General features: G+C 27.4%; 22 protein-coding genes, 1 tRNA gene and 1 pseudogene. 18 read left to right on the top strand and 6 right to left on the bottom strand.

Annotated elements, in window-relative coordinates; genetic code table 11:
• Window positions 1-7: 7 nt before the first annotated feature.
• Entirely contained in the window at window positions 8-634 is a 627-nt protein-coding gene (locus Q0J90_RS07490) for an MBL fold metallo-hydrolase (protein WP_297277313.1), read from the bottom strand.
• Between the two features lie 23 nt (window positions 635-657).
• The gene (locus Q0J90_RS07485) at window positions 658-1,416 is read right to left on the bottom strand and encodes a hypothetical protein (protein WP_297277312.1); all 759 of its coding nucleotides are present in this window, start codon (window positions 1,414-1,416) and stop codon (window positions 658-660) included.
• A gap of 172 nt (window positions 1,417-1,588) precedes the next feature.
• Here Q0J90_RS07485 and Q0J90_RS07480 point away from each other — a divergent pair, with 172 nt between their 5' ends.
• The 6 genes from Q0J90_RS07480 to Q0J90_RS07455 all read left to right on the top strand — a co-directional run bounded on the left by Q0J90_RS07480 (window position 1,589) and on the right by Q0J90_RS07455 (window position 6,129).
• Window positions 1,589-2,617 (top strand): zinc-binding alcohol dehydrogenase family protein, encoded by a 1,029-nt coding sequence (locus Q0J90_RS07480; RefSeq protein WP_297277311.1) that lies wholly within the window; start codon window positions 1,589-1,591, stop codon window positions 2,615-2,617.
• Between the two features lie 18 nt (window positions 2,618-2,635).
• A complete protein-coding gene (locus Q0J90_RS07475) occupies window positions 2,636-2,869 on the top strand; it encodes a hypothetical protein (protein ID WP_297277310.1) in 234 nt (77 codons plus the stop codon).
• Entirely contained in the window at window positions 2,829-3,656 is an 828-nt protein-coding gene (locus tag Q0J90_RS07470; RefSeq protein WP_297277309.1) for a C4-dicarboxylate TRAP transporter substrate-binding protein, read from the top strand. The genes Q0J90_RS07475 and Q0J90_RS07470 overlap by 41 nt, the downstream gene beginning before the upstream one ends.
• A gap of 81 nt (window positions 3,657-3,737) precedes the next feature.
• Window positions 3,738-4,247 carry a TRAP transporter small permease gene (locus Q0J90_RS07465; RefSeq protein WP_297277308.1) on the top strand — a complete coding sequence of 170 codons (510 nt, stop codon included), beginning with the start codon at window positions 3,738-3,740 and terminating at the stop codon, window positions 4,245-4,247.
• Window positions 4,240-5,526, top strand: a complete 1,287-nt coding sequence (locus Q0J90_RS07460; protein ID WP_297277307.1) for a TRAP transporter large permease — start codon at window positions 4,240-4,242, stop codon at window positions 5,524-5,526. Before Q0J90_RS07465 ends, Q0J90_RS07460 begins: the two co-directional genes overlap by 8 nt.
• A 27-nt stretch (window positions 5,527-5,553) precedes the next feature.
• Entirely contained in the window at window positions 5,554-6,129 is a 576-nt protein-coding gene (locus Q0J90_RS07455) for a hypothetical protein (RefSeq protein ID WP_297277306.1), read from the top strand.
• Here Q0J90_RS07455 and Q0J90_RS07450 read toward each other — a convergent pair.
• On the bottom strand, window positions 6,126-6,299 hold the full coding sequence (locus tag Q0J90_RS07450) for a hypothetical protein (protein ID WP_297277305.1): 174 nt from the start codon (window positions 6,297-6,299) through the stop codon (window positions 6,126-6,128). The two genes, Q0J90_RS07455 and Q0J90_RS07450, sit on opposite strands and share 4 nt — an antisense overlap.
• Here Q0J90_RS07450 and Q0J90_RS07445 point away from each other — a divergent pair.
• From Q0J90_RS07445 to Q0J90_RS07405, 9 genes and pseudogenes are all read left to right on the top strand, one after another.
• Window positions 6,217-7,005 carry a hypothetical protein gene (locus tag Q0J90_RS07445; protein ID WP_367173863.1) on the top strand — a complete coding sequence of 263 codons (789 nt, stop codon included), beginning with the start codon at window positions 6,217-6,219 and terminating at the stop codon, window positions 7,003-7,005. The genes Q0J90_RS07450 and Q0J90_RS07445 overlap by 83 nt on opposite strands.
• A gap of 16 nt (window positions 7,006-7,021) precedes the next feature.
• Window positions 7,022-8,509 carry a UxaA family hydrolase gene (locus Q0J90_RS07440; protein ID WP_297277304.1) on the top strand — a complete coding sequence of 496 codons (1,488 nt, stop codon included), beginning with the start codon at window positions 7,022-7,024 and terminating at the stop codon, window positions 8,507-8,509.
• A gap of 197 nt (window positions 8,510-8,706) precedes the next feature.
• Window positions 8,707-10,089 carry a tRNA lysidine(34) synthetase TilS gene (tilS, locus tag Q0J90_RS07435; protein ID WP_297277303.1) on the top strand — a complete coding sequence of 461 codons (1,383 nt, stop codon included), beginning with the start codon at window positions 8,707-8,709 and terminating at the stop codon, window positions 10,087-10,089.
• A complete protein-coding gene (locus Q0J90_RS07430) occupies window positions 10,073-10,561 on the top strand; it encodes an NUDIX hydrolase (RefSeq protein ID WP_297277302.1) in 489 nt (162 codons plus the stop codon). The genes tilS and Q0J90_RS07430 overlap by 17 nt, the downstream gene beginning before the upstream one ends.
• Before the next feature lie 131 nt (window positions 10,562-10,692).
• Window positions 10,693-12,102, top strand: a pseudogene (locus tag Q0J90_RS07425) (MATE family efflux transporter).
• A gap of 142 nt (window positions 12,103-12,244) precedes the next feature.
• Window positions 12,245-12,317 (top strand) — tRNA-Val (locus Q0J90_RS07420).
• A 162-nt stretch (window positions 12,318-12,479) separates the two neighbouring features.
• Window positions 12,480-13,580 carry a M15 family metallopeptidase gene (locus Q0J90_RS07415; RefSeq protein WP_297277301.1) on the top strand — a complete coding sequence of 367 codons (1,101 nt, stop codon included), beginning with the start codon at window positions 12,480-12,482 and terminating at the stop codon, window positions 13,578-13,580.
• 18 nt (window positions 13,581-13,598) lie between these two features.
• A complete protein-coding gene (locus Q0J90_RS07410) occupies window positions 13,599-15,275 on the top strand; it encodes a 6-hydroxymethylpterin diphosphokinase MptE-like protein (RefSeq protein WP_297277300.1) in 1,677 nt (558 codons plus the stop codon).
• 56 nt (window positions 15,276-15,331) lie between these two features.
• Window positions 15,332-15,865, top strand: a complete 534-nt coding sequence (locus tag Q0J90_RS07405; RefSeq protein ID WP_297277299.1) for a hypothetical protein — start codon at window positions 15,332-15,334, stop codon at window positions 15,863-15,865.
• A 63-nt stretch (window positions 15,866-15,928) separates the two neighbouring features.
• Here Q0J90_RS07405 and Q0J90_RS07400 read toward each other — a convergent pair whose 3' ends face one another.
• Together Q0J90_RS07400 and Q0J90_RS07395 are read right to left on the bottom strand one after the other, a co-directional pair.
• Window positions 15,929-16,558, bottom strand: coding sequence for a lactate utilization protein (locus Q0J90_RS07400; protein WP_297277298.1), 630 nt, complete (start codon window positions 16,556-16,558; stop codon window positions 15,929-15,931).
• Between the two features lie 136 nt (window positions 16,559-16,694).
• Window positions 16,695-17,816, bottom strand: a complete 1,122-nt coding sequence (locus Q0J90_RS07395; RefSeq protein ID WP_297277297.1) for an aspartate-semialdehyde dehydrogenase — start codon at window positions 17,814-17,816, stop codon at window positions 16,695-16,697.
• A 155-nt stretch (window positions 17,817-17,971) separates the two neighbouring features.
• Here Q0J90_RS07395 and lspA point away from each other — a divergent pair, with 155 nt between their 5' ends.
• From lspA to Q0J90_RS07380, 3 genes are all read left to right on the top strand, one after another.
• Window positions 17,972-18,535 carry a signal peptidase II gene (lspA, locus tag Q0J90_RS07390; RefSeq protein WP_297277296.1) on the top strand — a complete coding sequence of 188 codons (564 nt, stop codon included), beginning with the start codon at window positions 17,972-17,974 and terminating at the stop codon, window positions 18,533-18,535.
• A 5-nt stretch (window positions 18,536-18,540) separates the two neighbouring features.
• Window positions 18,541-19,461: an RluA family pseudouridine synthase gene (locus Q0J90_RS07385; RefSeq protein WP_297277295.1), complete on the top strand. Its 921-nt coding sequence runs from the start codon at window positions 18,541-18,543 to the stop codon at window positions 19,459-19,461.
• A 123-nt stretch (window positions 19,462-19,584) separates the two neighbouring features.
• Window positions 19,585-20,181 (top strand): leucine-rich repeat domain-containing protein, encoded by a 597-nt coding sequence (locus Q0J90_RS07380; RefSeq protein WP_297277294.1) that lies wholly within the window; start codon window positions 19,585-19,587, stop codon window positions 20,179-20,181.
• A 5-nt stretch (window positions 20,182-20,186) separates the two neighbouring features.
• Here the strand turns inward: Q0J90_RS07380 and Q0J90_RS07375 are convergent, their stop codons facing one another.
• Entirely contained in the window at window positions 20,187-21,227 is a 1,041-nt protein-coding gene (locus Q0J90_RS07375; RefSeq protein WP_297277293.1) for a pseudouridine synthase, read from the bottom strand.
• Window positions 21,228-21,333 lie beyond the last annotated feature (106 nt).

The raw sequence follows: 21,333 nt of genomic DNA, 5'->3' as shown, positions 1-21,333 counted from the left end.
TTTAAATTTAAAATACTCCCATTTTCTTTCTTTGGGATAATTTAAATCCGTAAGCTTCATGTCCTGGATATAGTAATGTATCATCATCTAATTTAAATATTTTCTCTTTTATACTGTTTTCTAATTCATTATAATCGCCTGTAGCTAAATCAGTTCTTCCTATTCCATGAGCAAATAAAGTATCGCCGCAGAATAAATGTCCTTCAGTATAGAAACAAACTCCCCCTCTAGTATGTCCTGGAGTATGTATAACTTTAAACTCTATATCTTTTAATTTGAAAGTATCGCCGTCATTAAATTTCTCTTCAGGACTTTGGCATCTCAAAACACTTCCAAGATAAGCACTGACATTTAAATTAGGGTCTTGGAAAAAATCATAGTCTAAACTATGAACACAATGAGGAGTATCAGGATATTCTTTTCTTATATCATCAGCACCGGATATATGATCAAAATGTCCATGAGTATATATTACTCTTACTAACTTTTTTCCTTCTAATAGTTTTTTATAATCATCATATCCGAATGATAAACTTGATATATCTATAATCATAGCTTCATCGTCAGCAGATACTATATAAGAATTCATGCCGTACATATTTATATTTATACAGTCTATTTTTAACTCACTCATTATTATTTTCTCCTAATATATTTTTACTTTCTTTCAGTCTCTGTAAGAAAAACATCCATAGTATCAAGCATACCTGATAATGTATTATATTTTATTATTTTTCTAGTTTTATCTTCCTGATCAATATAAGCTGTTATTCTAGGCAGAAACATAGAAAATGGTATGCCTTCTACCTTTATTTCCATTTCATAACACTGTTTATCTTCGCCGTTTATTTTTATCTTCTTAATACCATTATTTAAAATTGAAACGTTAATTTTATTATCTTTAGAAGCTGTAGGCATTATAATATTCATTTCATTAGTTATATCAATAGGAAAAGTTCTTGCTATTTGATATGCTCCATACATAGAAAATATAGCTAAAGATCCCTCTTTGCTTGTATAATTTATTTTTCCTCTTATATCGAATGTATGCTCCATTGTTCCGAAATCATAATAATCGACAGTCTTATTATAAACAGTACGCATGTTTTCTAAATCTATTATCGAAAACATTTCAGACTTTCTAATATTAGTCATCATACTCTCTTCTAATTGGAACGGATCTTTTAACTTGCTATTTGTCACAAAACCTCTGACATAGGTTTCTTTAACATTCCAATATCCCTTATCATCAACAGAAGTCTCAGTATATACTATAATAGCATTGTTTTTCTTGCTGGATATACCTTTATGAACAAAATACTCATTCTTTTGAAATGATGGTATATTCGTATATGAGTAATACTGAGCTAATAAAAATGTGTTTAATGCAAAAAAAATTATTAATATCTTCTTCATACTTATATAATAAACTTAAAAATACAAATTTCAATACATATTAAAATCAAATTAGATTTTTTTTTGTAAAAATTAATAAATAATAAACAAAAATTTGACAAACATGTTTATATTTGTATACTCTGTTAACATAATAAAATATGCAGCAGAATAGTTTTTATGGAGGTATTTTATGAAAGCTATTTCTATAAATAATCCAGGTGAAGTTGTTATAAAAGAAATAGATATGCCTGTTAGAAAGAAAGGAGAAGCCTTACTTAAAGTATTATACGGCGGTATTTGCGGAAGCGATTTAGGATCATACAGAGGTACATTTGCTTATGTTCAATATCCCCGCATACCTGGACATGAATTTTCTGCTGAAATAGCAGATATTGATAAAAACGAATACGGATTAAAAAAAGGAATGATAGTTACTGCAAATCCATACTATAACTGCGGACATTGTTATTCATGCAGTCATGGTATTGTTAATGCTTGTATGGATAATCAAACTTTAGGATGTCAAAGAGATGGTGCTTTTTGCGAATATATATCAATTCCTATTGAACGCGTATATGATGGAAAAGGAATACCAGCTAAAGTTCTTGCCGCTATAGAACCATTTTGCATTAGTTATCATGGTGTAAGCCGTGCTAATGTAAAAAAAGGAGATAAAGTACTTATAGTCGGAGCTGGTACAATAGGAATACTAGCTGCTATAGCTTCAAAATCTTTAGGTGCTGAAGTTTATATGTCTGATATATCAGAAGGTAAATTAGAAATGTCTAAAGAATTTGGCGTAGATGATGTAATTATAAACAGTTCAAATGATGCTTTTATAAACAAGGTAAATGAGATAACAAATAATAACGGCTTTGATGTTACTATAGAAGCTGTAGGTCTTCCTTCTACATTTCAAAACTGTATAGATGCTGCATGCTTCGGAGGGCGTATGGTTTTAATAGGAGTAGGAAAGCAGAATTTAGATTTCAATTTTACATTGATTCAAAAAAAGGAATTGAGCGTATATGGTTCCAGAAATGCATTAAAAAAAGATTTTATTGAGTTAATAGAAATAGTAAAAAATGGTAATGTACCATTAGAAAAAATCATTACTAATACTTATCAATTTAATGATGCTGATAAAGCATTCAAAGATTTTTCAAACAACAAAGGCGATATGTTAAAAGTTTCTATAGACTTTTCAAATATAAAATAAATTATGGAGAATACTATTATGAAAACATTTAAATTTTTTATTGTTATATCAATATTAACATTATCCTTTATAAGCTGTTCAAATAAAAACAGCTCTGCTTCATCAAATACTGCATCTCAGGATGTTATAACACTTAATGTAGCTTTTGAAAATAGTATATCAGAGCCTGTTGGACTTGCTTGGACAAAAAAAAGAGAAATCAGGCGGTACAATGGCTATACAAATTTACCCAGATTCTCAATTAGGCGATAAGTCATCATTAATAGATTCTATGCTATTGGGAGAAAATGTATGTACTTTAGCAGACGGAGCTTTCTATGCTGATTATGGTGTTAAAGACATGGGAATATTATTCGGACCATTCTTGTTCGATAATTGGGAGCAATGCTGGAAATTAATATCTTCTGATTGGTATAAAGAAGAATCTAAAAAACTTGAAGAAAAAGGATTAAAATTACTTACTTCAAATTGGATATATGGAGACAGACATACTTTAACTACTACTCCGGTAAATACTGTTGATGATCTTGCCGGATTAAAAATACGTGTTCCTGCTAATGAAATACAATCTGTAGGTTTTGATTCATTGGGAGCAACATCTACAGGTATGCCGCTTAATGATGTATATCAGGCTTTACAGACAAAAACTATAGAAGGTGCTGAAAATCCTTTAGCTACATTATACGGAAGAAAACTTCATGAGGTAGCAAAATATTTAATTTTAGACGGACATGTTAAAAATTTCACTACTTGGGTATGTTCTGCTGATTGGTTTAATTCATTAACTGAAGAACAGCAAAGATGGTTATTAGAAACTGCAGAAGAAGCCGGATTATATAATAATGAAATACAGCAAACTGCTGAAAAAGATTATTTAGAAAAAATGATAGCTGAAGGAGTAATAGTTGTAACTCCTACAGAAGATGTAATTGCAGGATTTAAAGCTAAAGCTAAGTCATTTTATGAACAAGGAAGCCGTTTAGGTTGGTCAGACGGATTATATGAGAAAGTTAAAGCTGCTATGGGTGCAACTAACTAATATAATAATACAAATACATTAATAAGGCAATTAATATTTAATTATTAACTGCCTTATTGAAACTATTAAGCGGAAATACAAATGTCATATAATAAAAAAGTAATTTGCAATATATTAAAAAACTTTGATTGCTATGTTGCATCTTTAGTTCTTGTAGTATTAGTTATTTTAACATTTTTCGGTGCAATTTGGAGATATTTACTTCATTCTCCTTTTACTTGGTTAGAAGAGGTTCAAACTTCATGCATGGTTTGGATTGTATTTGCCGGAGCTGGAGTTGCTTTTAGATTCGGAAATCATGTAGCTATAGAAATTGTTGTAGATTTAATGCCTTTAAAATTACAAAAATTTATGAATATATTTATCTCTATAGTTGTAGTAGCAGTAATAGGTTATTTATTCTTTCAAAGCATTCATTTTATACAAATTTTTATTAGAAGCGGACGTTCTACAAGTATGCTAAAAATCCCATATTATTGGGTATACGGAATATCAATAGTTGCATATATTGATATGATAATAAGCTATTTTTATGCTCTATTCACAGGTGTAAAATCAGAAATTAAGGAGTCTGCATCTACAAATGAGTAATATATTAATACTTGCAACTATAGTAATGTTTCTGCTTTTATTTTTGAAAGTACCTGTATATATATCCGTTTTAGGTGGCTCTATGGTATATTTTGCATTGAGTAAAGATGTAAATCCTATAATTTTTGCTCAGCAAACCATTGTTGGCACAGAAAAAATATCTTTGCTTGCTATACCTTTCTTTGTATGTGCAGGAATATTTATGAATTATACCGGAGTTACAAAACGTATAATGAGTTTCTGCGAAGTTGTAACTGGGCATCTTCCTGGAGGTTTAGCTCAGGTAAATGTTTTGCTTTCAACTATCATGGGCGGATTATCCGGTTCTAATATAGCTGATGCTGCTATGGAATCAAAAATGCTTGTTCCGGAAATGACAAAAAAAGGATTTTCTTTAGAGTTTTCAAGTGTTGTAACGGCAACTTCATCAATGATAACTCCTCTTATACCGCCTGGAATAGCTATGATTTTATACGGAAGTATAGCAAATGTTTCAATTGGAAAATTATTCATATCAGGATTAGGCGTCGGAGTATTATTATGCGTAACTATGATGATATTAGTAGGCATAATTTCAAAACGCAGAGGATATGGAGTAATAACAAAAGAAAAAATTACTCTAATGAAATTTATAAATGTATTGATACCTGCTATTTTACCGCTATTATTACCAATTATTATTATAGGCGGAATTAGAATAGGAGCATTCACCGCTACAGAAGCTGGTGCTGTTGCCATAATATATGCTTTGATATTGGGCATCATATATAGAGAAACAAAAATACAAGATTTATTAAAAGGATTGCAGGAAACAGTATCTACAACAGCATCAATCATGCTTATAGTTGCTTCTGCTACAGTTTTTTCTTGGATGTTAACAAGAGAAAGAATACCTCAGCAATTAACAGAATGGATGCTTAAAACTATATCCAATAAATATATTTTTCTCATAGTTGTTAATATATTTCTCTTAATAGTCGGTATGTTTATAGAAGGTAATGCTTCTATGATTATTCTAGTTCCTTTACTAGCTCCTATAGCTGATTCTTATGGAATCAATCAAATACAATTTGCTATGATATATATATTTAATAATGCTATAGGTGCTATATCTCCTCCTATGGGAACATTAATGTTTGTAACTTGTTCTATCACAAAATGTAAAACAGCGGCATTCATTAAAGAAGCTGTGCCTTTCTATGTATTATTAATTATTAATTTATTATTATTAACATGGTTTGCACCATTTACTACATTCTTAGTAGATTTATTTTATTAATATATAGTTTTAATTGGTATATTTATTATGAAAAATATAAAAGATTTATATAATGTAATTGAGCGTCCTATTAAAGTTATACAGTTTGGAGAAGGAAATTTTCTTAGAGCATTTACAGATTATGCTATAGATATTGCAAATGAAACTTTAGGATTTAATGGAAATATAGTTATAGTACTTCCTAGATCCGACAAAACAGCAAAATTTGATAAGCAAAACTGTATTTATACTGTTGCTGTCAGAGGACGTAAAAACGGAAATATTTATGAAGAAAACAGAGTAATTACATCTATAGCTAAAACGATAAGTGCTGTTAAAAATTATTCTGATTTTATGGAACTTTCGCATATAGATACTTTAGAATTTGTAGTTTCAAATACCACAGAGGCTGGAATTGTATTCAATGACTCTGATAAACTTGAAGATTCTCATCCAAGCACATTTCCTGCTAAATTAACTAAATTTTTATATGAACGCTATAATTTTTTTAATGGCTCTAATGACAAAGGATTAATAATGCTTCCCGCAGAACTCATAGAAAAAAATGGAGAAACTTTAAAAAAATGCATAATAGACTACTGCACTCTATGGAAACTATCTTAAGATTTTATTAAATGGGTTAATAATTCTTGTAAATTTGTATCTACTCTTGTAGACAGAATAGTAACAGGATACCCTAAAGATAAAGAAATAATAGAAAAACTTGGATATGAAGATGAACTATTAACAGCAGCTGAACCTTTTGGCTTATGGGTTATTGAAGATCCTAGCATATCTTATAAATTTAATATTTCATCAGATAAATTAAATGTTGAATTTACAGATAATATAAATATTTTTAAAGAAAGAAAAGTACGTATATTAAACGGAGCACATACTTCAATGGCATTAGGAGCATATCTTTATGGTATGGATTATGTTAAAGAATGTATGGATAATAAATCTATTAGAAAACAGCTTGAACAATGCGTATTTGAAGAGATTGTACCTACTGTGCATTTATCAGAGGAATTTGCTCATTCTGTATTTGAACGTTTTGAGAATCCTTTTATAAAACATTCATTATTATCTATTTCTTTAAATTCCATATCAAAATGGAAATCAAGAGTACTTCCTACTTTAAAAGACAGTATATCAAATACTGGAAAATTTCCAAAATGGCTTTCTTTTTCATTTGCATCTTTGTCTGCTTTTTATAGAAGCACCGAGAAAGGAGATAACTGCCTAATCGGAAAAAGAGGAAACGATAATTATGAAATACGTGATGACAGCAATGTTTTAGAGTTCTTTGCTAATAATTCTAATTTAGATAATGATAAATTTGCAGATATTCTAATGAAGCAAATAAATTTCTGGGGAGAGGATTTATCAGCAATACATGATTCTTCAGGAACTTCATTCAAAAATATCATAGTAAATCATTTGAACAAAATATCAGAAATTGGAATAAAAAAATACATAGATGAGTTAGTCTCATAAATAATAGGAGAATAATATGCTGTCAGTTATAAAAATCAACGAAAATGATAATGTAGCTGTTGCTGTAAATAAAATCTCGAAAGGAGAAATTATTAATATCAGCGGCACAGAAATCAAAGCAGAAGATGATATACCAGCCGGTCACAAGATAGCAATTTATGATATAGAAAATGGAAAGGATATTATAAAATACGGTTTCCCTATAGGTGTTTCAAAAAATGATATAAAAAAAGGTCAATGGGTGCATACACATAATATAAAAACTAAATTAGATAAAGTTCTGAATTATGATTATAAACCTAATTTTAAAGAGCCTATAAACAATAAAAAAGAATATAAATTTATGGGCTATAAACGTGATAACAGCTCTGTAGGAATACGTAATGAAGTATGGATTATACCTACTGTAGGATGCGTAAATGCTATAGCGGATCAAATAGCTAGGAATTCTCAAAAATTTAAAACGGATAATATAGACGGTATATTTTCATATAGTCATCCTTATGGATGCTCACAGCTTGGAGATGATCAATTACATACTCAAAAAATATTAAGCGGATTAATAAAAAGTCCTAATGCAGGTGCTGTATTAGTAATAGGACTTGGATGCGAAAACAATCAAATATCTTTATTAAAAGAAGTTATAGGTTCATACGACGAAGAGCGTGTGAAGTTTTTAGTTTGCCAAGAATCTGAAAATGAAATTGAAGACGGAGTAAATATCATAGAACAATTATGTGCTTATGCTTCCAAATTTCATAGAGAAGAATGCGATATTTCTAATTTAGTTATAGGTTTGAAATGCGGCGGATCAGACGGTTTTTCCGGTATTACTGCAAATCCTCTTGTAGGAGAGATATCAAATATAATTGTATCTCATGGAGGAACATCAATACTAACTGAAGTTCCTGAAATGTTTGGTGCTGAAACATTGCTTATGGCAAGATGCAGAAACGAAGAAGTATTTAAAAAAACTGCAGATCTTATTAATAATTTCAAGTCATATTTTATTAAATACGGAGAGCATATTGATGAAAATCCATCTCATGGAAACAAGGAAGGCGGTATAAGTACACTTGAAGACAAATCTCTCGGATGCGTACAAAAAGGCGGAAATGCTGTAATAGAAGATGTGCTTTTATATGGAGATACAGTTTCTAAAAAAGGACTTATGCTTCTTCAATCTCCTGGAAATGATCTTATAGCTTCTAATGCACTTGCCGCAGCCGGTTCGCATATCATATTATTTACAACTGGAAGAGGAACTCCTTTTTCTTCTCCTGTACCTACAATAAAAATATCAAGCAATTCAAATTTAGCTAAACATAAAAAAAATTGGATAGATTTTGATGCAGGTATATTGCTTACGGGAGAAACTATGGAAAGTACAGCAGATAAATTAATTCAATATATTTTAGATGTTGCTTCAGGAAATATTCATGCGAAAAGTGAATATTTAAATAAACAGGAAATTGCAATATTCAAAGACGGTGTAACATTATAATTTATGCAAAAGATGAAATAATACAATAATATCAGGCAGCGACAGAATATTAGAAATCAAAAATTTATGAGGCATTAACTAATAATAATCACTCTAATATAATAAGAATCATATTCTTTCAAATAAAATTTCTGTTATATAAAAAATAATAATATTATGATATACTTTTATAATAAGATAATAATACGGTAATTTACATGCTGAAAGAAACAGAAGAATTTTTAATACATAATATAAATTATGTCAAAGGAAAAACTTTAGCTGTTGCCTACTCCGGAGGTATAGACTCTCAGGTTATGCTTCATTTAGCATACAAATTAAAAGAGAAATTATCTTTTAATTTGATTATGATACATGTTAATTATAATCTTAGGGGAGAAGATTCTATCAATGATGAATTATTTGCCCGAAGTATAGCTGAAAAATATAATATAAAAATACATATTAAAGAAATACCGCCAAACAGCTATAATGGAAAGAATGTACAGCTTGAAGCTAGAAATGACAGATATAATTTTTTTGAAGAGCTTCATAAACAAAATATATATGATTATTTATTAATAGCACATAATAAAGATGATTTAGTTGAAACTATAATGTACAGAATGATTAAAGGTGCTGGAACTAATGTTTATAAAAGCCTTAGAGAAAAAAAGGGCTATGTTTTAAGACCTATTTTAAACTTCTATAGAAAAGACATTGAAGTATATGCTAAAAATAATAATCTTGAACATAGAGAAGATTATTCAAATAAAAAAAATTATTATGCAAGAAATAAAATAAGAAATTTAATAATACCAATGCTTGAAGAAATCAATACCAAAGCAAAAACAAATATTATAAGATTTGCAAAAAGAAGCTATGATGAAGCTGTAATATTAAGAAAAAAAACTAATATTTTATATAAAAAAAATATTTCAAATGATAATAAAACTCTTAGCATAAAAAAAATAAAAAGCATGAATTATATTTTCACAAGCAGAATAATTATTAAGCTGTTAGCTAAAAATAATATAGAAATAAGTGAAAAAAGAGTTTCTGAAATAATAAATATAATAAAATCAAAAAATACAAATATAAAATTAAGACTTGATAATTTTTATTTAATAAAAGATTATGATTTTATTAATATAAAAAGTATGGAAGAAATATCTGATAAAGATATAAATAATGATTATATAAAAATAGAAAAAGATGGAATATATAATTTTTTAGATAAAGAAGTTGAAATTAAAACTATTTTAAATAAAAATATTAATTATAGAGATAATATTTATATAAAAGCAAAATATCCTATAATAATAAGAAAAAGAAGATACGGAGATATTTTATTTGCTTATCCTGATAATCATAAAAAAAGTTTAAGGAAAATGTTTATAGATTTAAAAATATCTGACAGCTTAAGAAAAAAAATACCAGTAATAACTTCAGAAGATGATAATAATATACTAGCTTTATATTTAGAGCCTTACGGATTAAACAGAATAGCAAATGAAGCAGCATGCAGTAAAAAAGATGAATATATATTAGAAATAAAATTCAATAAAAAAGAGGATACAGCAAATGGCATTTTCAACTAATGAAAGAATGATATTCGGTAAAGGCGTAGGGTGTGTTGTTATAAAAGACGGCAAAGTATTGCTTGGACGCCATAATTACGGAAGAGGAAACGGACTTCTTATAATACCTGGAGGATTTATTAATGAGGGCGAGCTTCCTGCAGAGGCGGCTGAGCGTGAAGTATTGGAAGAAACCAATGTAAAAGTAAAGGCATTTGAAATAGTATCTATGCGTTTTACTGCTGATGATTGGTATTTGGCATTCAGAGCAGAATATATTTCAGGAGAAGCTAAAGTTAATGATGAAGAGAACAGCGAGGTTATTTGGCTTGATGTAGAAGAAACTTTAAATAGAAGCGATGTCCCTCCTCTAACAAAAGAAGCTATAAAATCATGTTTAAGATTCATTAATTCAAAAGAAAAACATTCTATGAAATTAAAAGAAGATTATGATGCCTCAAGAGAAAGAGGAGTATATGCATATTATGACTAATTTGTCATAAATGTATTATACATACAAGCATCTATCTCTAAATATAGTTAAAAACCACTATTATATAGCTTGCTATATTTTAATATATAGCATACAATATATACTGAAATAATAATAGGAGGTACAAACGTATGACAGATAAAAAAATTGAATTATTTGAAAATTATCCTGTACACAAAGCTCTAATTACGCTGGCACTTCCAACAATATTAGGAATGTTAGTAAATGTTTTTTATAATATGGTAGATACTTTCTTTGTGGGACAGACAGGAGATCCGAATCAGGTAGCTGCTGTATCATTATGTATGCCGATATATTTGCTTCTTATGGCTTTCGGTAATATTTTCGGTATAGGCGGCGGTTCTTACATATCAAGAAAATTAGGTTCTAAAGATTATGAAAGCGTAAAAAAGATATCTGCTTTTAGTTTTTATGCCAGTATTATAGTTGGATTTATCTCTATGGCAGTATATTTAATATTTATGAAAGATATATTAAAGATATCAGGAGCAAGTCAAAACACTTATCAATTTTCTAAAGACTATTTAATAATAGTAGCATTAGGAGCTCCTTTTGTAGTTAATCAAATGGCTATGGGACAGATTGTACGTGCTTAAGGTTCTTCAAAAGAGGCTATGATAGGTATGATGATTGGTACTGTAGTGAATATTGTATTAGACCCTATTATGATTCTTTATATGAATATGGGAGTTGCCGGTGCTGCACTTGCTACAATTATTGGAAATGCATGCTCTACTGTTTACTATATATATCATATACTAAGAAAAAAATCTTTCTTATCAATACATTTTAAAGATTTTTCTATGAAATCAGATATACTTTCAAATGTATTTTCAATAGGAATACCTGTTTCTATAAACAATATACTTATGAGTGCTTCAAACATATTAATAAATAACTTAGCTGCAGGTTACAGCGACAATGCTGTAGCAGGACTTGGAGTTGCTCAAAGGATATTTACTCTTGTTGTATTAGTATTTATAGGGCTTTCTCAAGGACTTCAGCCTTTTGTAGGATATAACTTTGCATCTAAAAATTATAAAAGAATGAATGCTGCCATTAAAATATCATGTGCTGTAAGCGTAATAATAGGATTTTTACTTTTAAGTTTATCTTTAATATTTGGAAGAATATCCGTAGCTGTATTTATTAACAATGAAGAAGTAATTGATTACGGGGTAAAATTTTTAGTAGCAAGTTATTCTATAGCTCCTATAATAGGTTTTCAATTTGTATTTATGTCAACATTCCAAGCATTAGGAAAATCCATTCCTTCCCTAATACTTTCTATAAGCAGACAAGGTATAGCATTTGTACCAACAATACTTATAGGAACAAAATTATTTGGTATCAAAGGTATTATATGGTCTCAGCCTATAGCTGATATAGTTACAGTAATAATGTCTGCAATTATGTATATCTATATATATAAAAAAATGAAAAGAAAAGCATTGGAAGAAGAAAATACGAATAACAGCAGCAGTGAAAACACTAATGAGCCTGCTTATGCTAATATATAACATAAATTGTAAATAATATAGAATAATAAGGTGTGCATTTATATGCATGCCTTTATTATTTATAAAATTATAAAATTTGTTTCATTTATGCACTTGACATTTTTATCATAGCATGGTAATATATTTACACGTTTCAATGAAAGGGCGATTAGCTCAGCTGGGAGAGCGGGTGCCTTACAAGCACTAGGTCGGCGGTTCGAGCCCGTCATCGCCCAATCTTTTTTCAATCATTAAATCTTTATAAATAAAATACTTTTTTGATAAATATTACTATTAAGTATTTTATCGTTTTTAACGATAATTAATAATTGAATTAAATTAAAAAACATGTTATTATTATGTTAACTTTATAATAGAGAGATAATCAAATATAATTTATGGAAATTTTGCAATATGTATTATTAATACTCATAATATTAGTTATAATGGCGCTTATAAGCTTTATTTTAAAAGCAAGTTCAGGATTCAAATATAAGCTCATAATCATAATATTAATAAGTGTAGTAGTATCTTCAATAACTGCTGTAGGCGTCATATACATGAATAACACAGTAAGCATACTTCCTAATATAGCACTTGACATAGAACAGAAAAAAATAGAAGAAGAAAAAGCAAGAATAAGAAGAGATATGATAATAAGACCTGGGGCTATAGAAACTATATCATTGCATTTAGCTTATTCAAATAGAATATCTCCTCCTATGATAAAAAACCGTGAATTAGGATTTTATTTAGACGGAATATGGTTTAATTGGGCTAATGGTAAATTATTAACAGATGAAGATATGACAAATCAGGACAATTATATACCTTTTGGTTTTTATTCATATCCTATAGACAGACTTCCTGAATTACAGAAAGAAACACCTGAAAGAACAAAAGAACTTGAAGATTATTATAAAAGAAGGGTAAACAACAGCAAATATATAAATAATAAATTTTTAGATACTTTATATGACGGCACAACTGAAAGAAATATGATTAAGCATATAAATACTGTAAGTATTTTGGGACATAGAGTAAGAGTACATGATTATGTTTATGAGCCTCTTTCAAATGTAAGCATGGAAGTTAAACTTATTGCTCAAACAAACAAAGAAGTTGATGAGTTTTTGGATTCTTTAAAAATTGTCAGCGGATATGTATGGAAAATAATATCAAAAAGTGCAAGCAGAAGCTATCATAGTTACGGAGTTGCTTTTGATACTTTACCTAAAAAAAATTACGGTAAGCAGATATATTGGGTTTGGACTAGAGTTAATAATAAGGCTTGGTATGCTGTGCCTTATGATAAAAGATGGCATCCTCCTAAAGAAGTTGTAAAAGTATTTGAGAAGTACGGCTTTATATGGGGCGGAAAATGGCATAATTATGATACTATACATTTTGAATATAGACCCGAATTGATTATATATAATAAACTCAAAGATGATGAAGATTCTATATACGAACTTATAGAAAAATATGGTATATTCTAATATACTAGAGCTACGGAAATGAACGATAATATTTTCAATAATAATATAAAAAAACTGCAGAAAAATAAGTATAACTTTAGAGCTGTAAATAAATTAAAAGATTATACAGGAAGCAGCGAAAAATATAAAATTAAATTAACCAAGAATAATTTAATAAGTATATTATTTAATAATAAACCATTAACATCAACTTATGCCCCTATTGATGAGGCTAAAAGATTAATAGAACAATTTATAAAAGACAATAATGTACATATAGGAATATTTCTATCTATAGCTTCTTTTTATCATATAGAATATTTTTTATCTCTTAATGAAAATAACAAAGCTATAATAATAGAAAAAGATGTTGAAATTGTTAAACTTATTTTAGAAAATATTGAAATCAAAAATCCAGAAAATATAATAATAATTCTCAATGAAGATATAGAAAATATATTATCATTTTTTAACTTTTATATGAATGATACTGATACAAAAAAAATAGTATATATAAGGCATGTAAGAGCTTCAAATATTGATAAAGAAACATCCGAATATTATGATAATATTAATATATATTTAGCAAATAGTATAAAAGAAAAATTAATGTCTTTAACATCAAATTACTATTTTGCTCCTATATGGTCGCGTAATATATTATATAATATGCATTTCAATAGAGGATACTCTATAAAAACATATCATAATATACTAAAAAAAGAAGTGCCTTTACTACTGGTTTCAGCAGGTGCTTCTATAGACAATTATATAGACAAAATAAAAGAATTATCAAAAACTCATTTTACTATTGTTTTGTCGCATGCTTTTAATACATTAATAAATAATAATATAAAACCTGATGCTGTGGTATCAACAGACGGAGGATTTTATTCATCAATACATATAATGAATCTTACAAAAGAAGAAAATAAAGACACAAAAATATTTACAACACATAGTGCCTACCCTTTTCCTTTAACCGATATTGAAGATGAAAGAATATTTTATTTTTCACATGATGAAAGTTTAGAGAAAATTTTATATAACACAGATGACAGTAATGAAAACAATAATATTTATTTCTATATGGAAGGAAGCGTTATAATGCCGGCATTGAGAATAGCTTATATGCTTAATCCTAAATATATACTTCTTGCCGGATGCGATTTCTGTCATTTGAATGATAAAAGCCATTCATTATATTCAAATGCTATAGCATTAGATTTAATTAACAGCAATAAAATAAAAACATTTGAAACTCTAAAATATAAACGCCTTAATGATAATCAAAAACAGGAATGTTATGACGGAATTTATAGAAATACATCTTCATCTTTAATGAGTTATAAAATGCATTTTGAAGCTTTAGTGCAGGAACTTATTAATACAATAGATATATTTACTTTAACAAAAGAATCTGCTAAAATAAACAATGTTAAAATATATAATTTTGAAGATAGAAGAGAATATAATAAAAATAATATAAAAATAAATAATTATATAATAGAAAATGTTAATAAAGAAGAACTTATAAAAAAGATAGAAACATTCATGGAAAACGTTAAAAATAATAATATAAATGGAATAAAAGAGTTAGGGAATATGATTACTCCATGGCATATGGATGAAATGGAAAAAGAAAGAATAAAATACGAAGACTTTAAAAAATATATAATAAATTGGTATAACAGCATAAAAAAATTATTATACTAATACTTTGACAAAAACAAACGAAAATATATAATAACATGTATGATGAGGTTCACAAGATGAAAAAATTTATATTTATAATATTATTTATATTCAGCATGCAATTATTTCCGGCAGCGGTAACCAAATACTATGATAAATGGAAAGTGAGAACCATAACTTATGATAATACTGATGCAAAAACAGTTACAATATCACTTGAAGTCGATCAAAATCTTGAAATTTATATAGCTTCAAGAACTAATCAATTTAATATAACTTTAACATGGTATAAAGATGATATAGATGAAAATAAACCTATAGTACAGTATAAATTTAATAATTCAGACTATTACTCTGTAGAGCCTGCAATGAGATCATCAAAAGATAATTTTGATATACTATTTACTATTTCTCCTTCATTCGGATTAGTTCAGGAACAAGAAACTGTAGATTTTTTTAATAAATTATTAAAAAATACAAACATGACTATAAGACCGAATAATTACGGAGATGAATATAATGTTGATTTATCAGGATTAAAAGAAGCTATAGAAAGTACAGATTTTTCAGGTACTTTATTTGAAAAATATAAAAATCAAATATCATATTAAAAGAGAATATTTAAAGTTATCAATTGATTGATAACTTTAAATATTTTATAAAAAACTTAATTTTTAAAATCCCAATTCCTCATCTATGAATATTATATGTATTCTATCTTTTATATGACATTTATTAATAATAACAGTATAAGCACATAATCTTTTATCTATATCGCAGTTATCATTACAAATCATTTCATTAACACAGCAAGGATTATCCATTTTAAATCTTATAGAATTTTCAGCTGCAGCAACATCTTTAGCCCTCTTCAAAGCATCCTTTTCATTATTGCATACCTTATTTCTTCCAACAACCAAAAATACTTTCTTAGGTCCGTAAATAATAGCAGCTACCCTATTTCCGCTTCCATCTATAGCTATTATATCTCCATTTTTTGTTACAGCATTAGCGGAACAGAAATAAACATCGCTGCTGAAAGCTTTTAATTCAGCCTCTGATTTTATATCTTTATTGTTTCTATCAATAAAATTTTTATAGCTTTTTAAATCTTCAAGTATCCCCATTTGATTAACAGATGTACTTCCTCCAAAAGTTATTACATCATCTTGTTTTATAAGAGACATAATAAACTTTTTAGCTTCATCTTTATTTGAAAAACTATCAAATGCAAAACCTTTATTGTTAAACTTTTCTTTTAATACTTTGGATAAATTAGAAAAATATTCTTCTTGAATTGTCATATTAAAATCCTTCATTTATTAAAAAATTAAATTATTTTCTAGTATAGTACAAGTTATATTTTTTTCAATATCAACTATAAAAAAAGGAGCCTATTTTAAATTAGGGCTCCTTTACAATTTCTATAAAAAATTATTATTATTTTTTTGTTGTTTTTCTAACACAAGGCTTTCTTGTAGCCTTTTTTGCTGATGAAGCTGTTTTTTTAGTGTCTTTAACTTTTTTAGAATCTTTTGATTTTTCTTTTGCTTCTAATTCTTTTAATACTAATTCAGCTATTTGAACAGCATTTGTAGCAGCACCTTTTCTAACTTGGTCGCCTGCACACCAGAATGTTAAAGAGTTTTTAGCACTTATATCATCTCTTATTCTTCCTACAAATACTAAATCCTGATTTGAAGTATCTAAAGGCATAGGATATTTTTCTTTAAGAGGATTATCTACAACTTTAACTCCATCTGCTTTTTCTAATAATTCTCTTGCCTTTTTAGCAGAAATTTTCTTTTGTGTTTCTACTGTTATAGATTCACTATGACTTCTTTCAACAGGAACTCTTACACAAGTACAGCTTATAGCTATTTTAGGATCATGAAGCATTTTTCTTGTTTCATTAGTCATTTTCAATTCTTCTTTAGTATACCAATTTTTTTCGTCAAAAGAATCTATACGAGGTATCAAATTGTATGCTATCTGATATGGGAATGTTTTTGAAGTTGGTTTTTTACCTTGACTAAGATCTTTAATTTGTTCTTTTAATTCATCCATACCTGCTTTTCCAGCACCTGAAACAGCCTGATAAGTAGAAGCTATAACACGGGTAATTTTTCCATACTTATGCAATGGTGCTAATACCACTAAAGCTATTATTGTAGAACAGTTAGGATTAGCTATTATTCCTTTTTTTCTATTAACTATATCTTCTGGATTTACTTCAGGAACTACTAAAGGAACATCTTTATCCATTCTAAAAGCACTGCTGTTATCTATAACTATACTTCCTGCTGCTGCTGCCAATGGAGAATATTTTTTACTCTCATCTGCACCAACTGCAACTAATGTAATATCCATATCTTTAAAAGAATCTTTAGAAACTTTTTCAATAGTATAATCCTGACCTTTAAAAGAAACTTTTTGACCTGCTGAACTGTTTCCCAATAATCTCAAGTTTTCAATAGGAAAATTTTTTTCTTCTAATACCTTAAGCATCTCTTGACCAACGGCACCGGAGGCACCTAATAAACATAAATTGATTTTTTTCATAATTTGTTACCATTTACTCTTAGATTTTTATTTTTGTTATTATATAATACTTAAATATTAAAAGCAACAATTTTATAAATTATGCTTGTAATTTTTATTAATATAAATTATGATTTCAAATTAAAATAAAAACTAAAAATAGAGAACAATAAAACATGATAAAATTTAATAAAGTATTAGAAGAAATTAAAGAAAAGAAAATATATTTTATAATAGCTGTATTGATATTTATAGCTGACACAGTATCAAAATATTTTATAGATAAGTATTTGCAGGAAATTGTAATAAAGAGAGTTATAGGAGATATATTAATATTTATATATACAAGAAATTACGGAGTATCATTCGGATTTCTTAACAATGTGCCTGAAACTATAAAGCATATAATACCGGAATTATTAAAAGTGGTTGTATTTGCTGCTATGATTATAGTTTTTTTTATAATGATTTCAATAAATGTAAAAAAACAGAGATTATCTATGATAGGTTTTACTATGGTTCTAGGAGGAGCTATGGGAAATCTGGTTGATAGAATTATGAGAGGGTATGTAACAGATTTTATAAGCATGGGATTTAATGAAACTATTAGATTCCCTTATAATTATAATATAGCCGATGCTTCTATTACAATAGGTATATGTATAATAGCAATAGGAGTATTCATATTCAAAGAAGATTTTGATAAAAAGAAAAAAACTAATATCGAAGAAAATAATTAAAAAATATGAATGATAACAATACTGCAAAGTCATTTATTATTACAGAAAAAGATACAGGTAAAAGATTAGATATATTTATAAGCGATAAGATGAATATTACAAGAAGCCAAGTAAAAAATTACATGTCTTCTATAATGGTAAATGATTCTGAAAAAAAATTATCATATTCATTAAAACTTAATGATAAAATTACAATTAATTTAGATAATATTGATGATGATGAAACAGATATAGAAAGTCCTACACCAGAGAATATTGATTTAGATATAGTTTATGAAGATAAACATCTTCTAATAATAAATAAGCCTGCAAATATGAGTGTTCATTGCTCATCATCAGAGATGAATGGTACTTTGGTAAATGGCTTGCTTTATCATATAAAAGATTTTGTTTTTTTAGGAAATAAAAGCCGGGCAGGTATTATACATAGACTGGATAAGGATACTTCCGGACTTATGATTATTGGAAAGAATGCTGATATAGTTGCAAAAATACAAGAACAATTCAAAGACAGGACTATAAAAAAGATATATCATGCAGTAGTAATATCCGTATTAAAAGAAAATTTTTTAGAGATAAATTTACCTATAGGAAGACATCCTGTTTATAGGAAAAAAATGACTGTTAGAGAAGACGGTAAAGACGCCCTAACCTATATAAAAGTTATTAAAAGATTTAAAAATCATACCCTAATAGAAATAAATCTTAAAACAGGCAGAACTCATCAAATAAGAGTACATTCTTCATACAAAGGCTTTCCGGTTGCAGGAGATAAAATATATTCAAAAAGCTCTAATAAATATAAAGGATTAATGCTTGTAGCTAAAGAAATAGAGTTTAAACATCCTATCAGCGGACAAATGATGAAATTTGAAATAGATTATCCGGATTATTTCAAAGAATTTTTATATTCTGATAATATTTAATCTTTTATATGTTATAATATACAAATAATAAAAAATACAAATATTTATAAAAATATGTATTTTTACGTCATTTTTTGTCATAATTATATTTTAATATATAAATATATTAAAAGGTGTTTGATTATGAGCTTTAGTGATACAGATTTTAAAAAAATAATTAAATGGTCAATTGAAAAAGATGCTTATGATATAGCAAATATGAGCAAAGAGGAAATTTCTAACATTAAAGAAATTAATTTAAGCAATTTAGATATAGATTATATACCAAATGAATTTTTTAAGCTTACAAATATAGAAAGCATGTATTTATCTTTAAATAATATTGAAAAAATACCAAAAGAAATATCCAATTTGAAAAAATTAAAAAAACTTGATATTTCAGCCAATAGAATAAAAAAACTTCCCATAGAGATTTATAATTTAAGTAATTTGGAATATTTAAATATTTCTAATAACTATATTCATAAAATAGATAAAAATATTCATAAACTTATCAAATTGAAAGAACTTGATATAAGCAGCTGTAATATTAATTATTTACCAAAAGAAATATTTTATTTATACAACCTTAGGTTCATAGACATATCATTCAATAAAATAAAAAAAATCAGTAAAGATATACAAAACCTGCAAAAGCTAGAAGAAATAACAATAAACAGCAATCAAATAAAATCAATACCAAAAGAAATTGAAAAACTAAATACTATCAAAAAAATATAAAAAAATCATCTTTTTTTGCTAGTCTTTTTTATATTTTTATTAGTTATTTCAATTTTATTCTTTTTTGTTAATTTATCAGACTTTTTTTCTGTTGAAGATTTACCTTTATATGTTTTCAATTTTCCGGAAGTTAATCTTTTTTTCTTAGGTTTTGCTTTTGCCCATTTTGACTTATCATGCTTTTTTACAGGCTTATCATCTTTAATTGTTATCTCTTCTTCAATATCAATTTCTTCTTCTGAAATATTATTATATTTTTCAACATCAGCAAATATATTTTCTATATCTTTTAATTTTTTATCTTTTTGTTTAAAAAAGAATGCTATTTCTTCTTCTGTTAAGTCCCTAATATGTCCGGCTTCTAGGGTACCAGATATTTCATTATACTTGCTTACGCATCCAACGGATATTCTCTCCAAATCAATAACTTTATAACCTAAATGATCAAAAATTTTTCTAATTTCTCTGTTTTTACCTTCATTAATAGTAAGGCGTATCTTGCTTTGTATTCTTCCCTTAGAAAGTATTTTAAATTTGAAAGGAGAATAAGTTACATTTTTTATAGTAATACCTTTACTTGCCTCAAATAGCTTTTCAGAATCTATTTTTCCATTAACTGTAACATCATAAACTTTTAATATCTCATAAGAAGGATGTGTAATAATATTTGCAAACTCTCCGTCGTTTGTTATTATCATTATTCCTCTTGATTCTGAGTCAAGTCTTCCAGCATAGAATAATCTTTCCTTTATACCCTTAAAAAACTCTGTAATTATTCTTCTTCCAGGTAAATACTTTGTAGTGCTTACAACTCCTATAGGCTTATATAATGCCATATATCTTTTAGTTTGTCTGTTTATTAAATTCCTATCAATAGAAACACTATCTTCTTCTTTTACTCTGTATGCAGGATCCAATATTACCTGATTATTCACTCTCACTCTGCCGGACATTATAGCCTTTTCGCAGTTTCTTCTGCTTGCAAAACCGGATTCGAGTATAACCTTTACAAGTCTTACAGCTTCTTCATTCTTTTCTTTTTTCATATAAAAATATATAACTCCGTAATTTTATAGCTGATATAATATACTAAAAATTTTATATTATGTCAAAAGTTAATCGATTATTTTTTACAAGAAACAGTATAATTAT

This window comes from uncultured Brachyspira sp. (genome assembly GCF_944390595.1).
Taxonomy (GTDB): domain Bacteria; phylum Spirochaetota; class Brachyspiria; order Brachyspirales; family Brachyspiraceae; genus Brachyspira.
The sequence above is the reverse complement of the archived record's forward strand: the minus strand, read 5'-3'. Positions and strand labels throughout refer to the sequence as shown.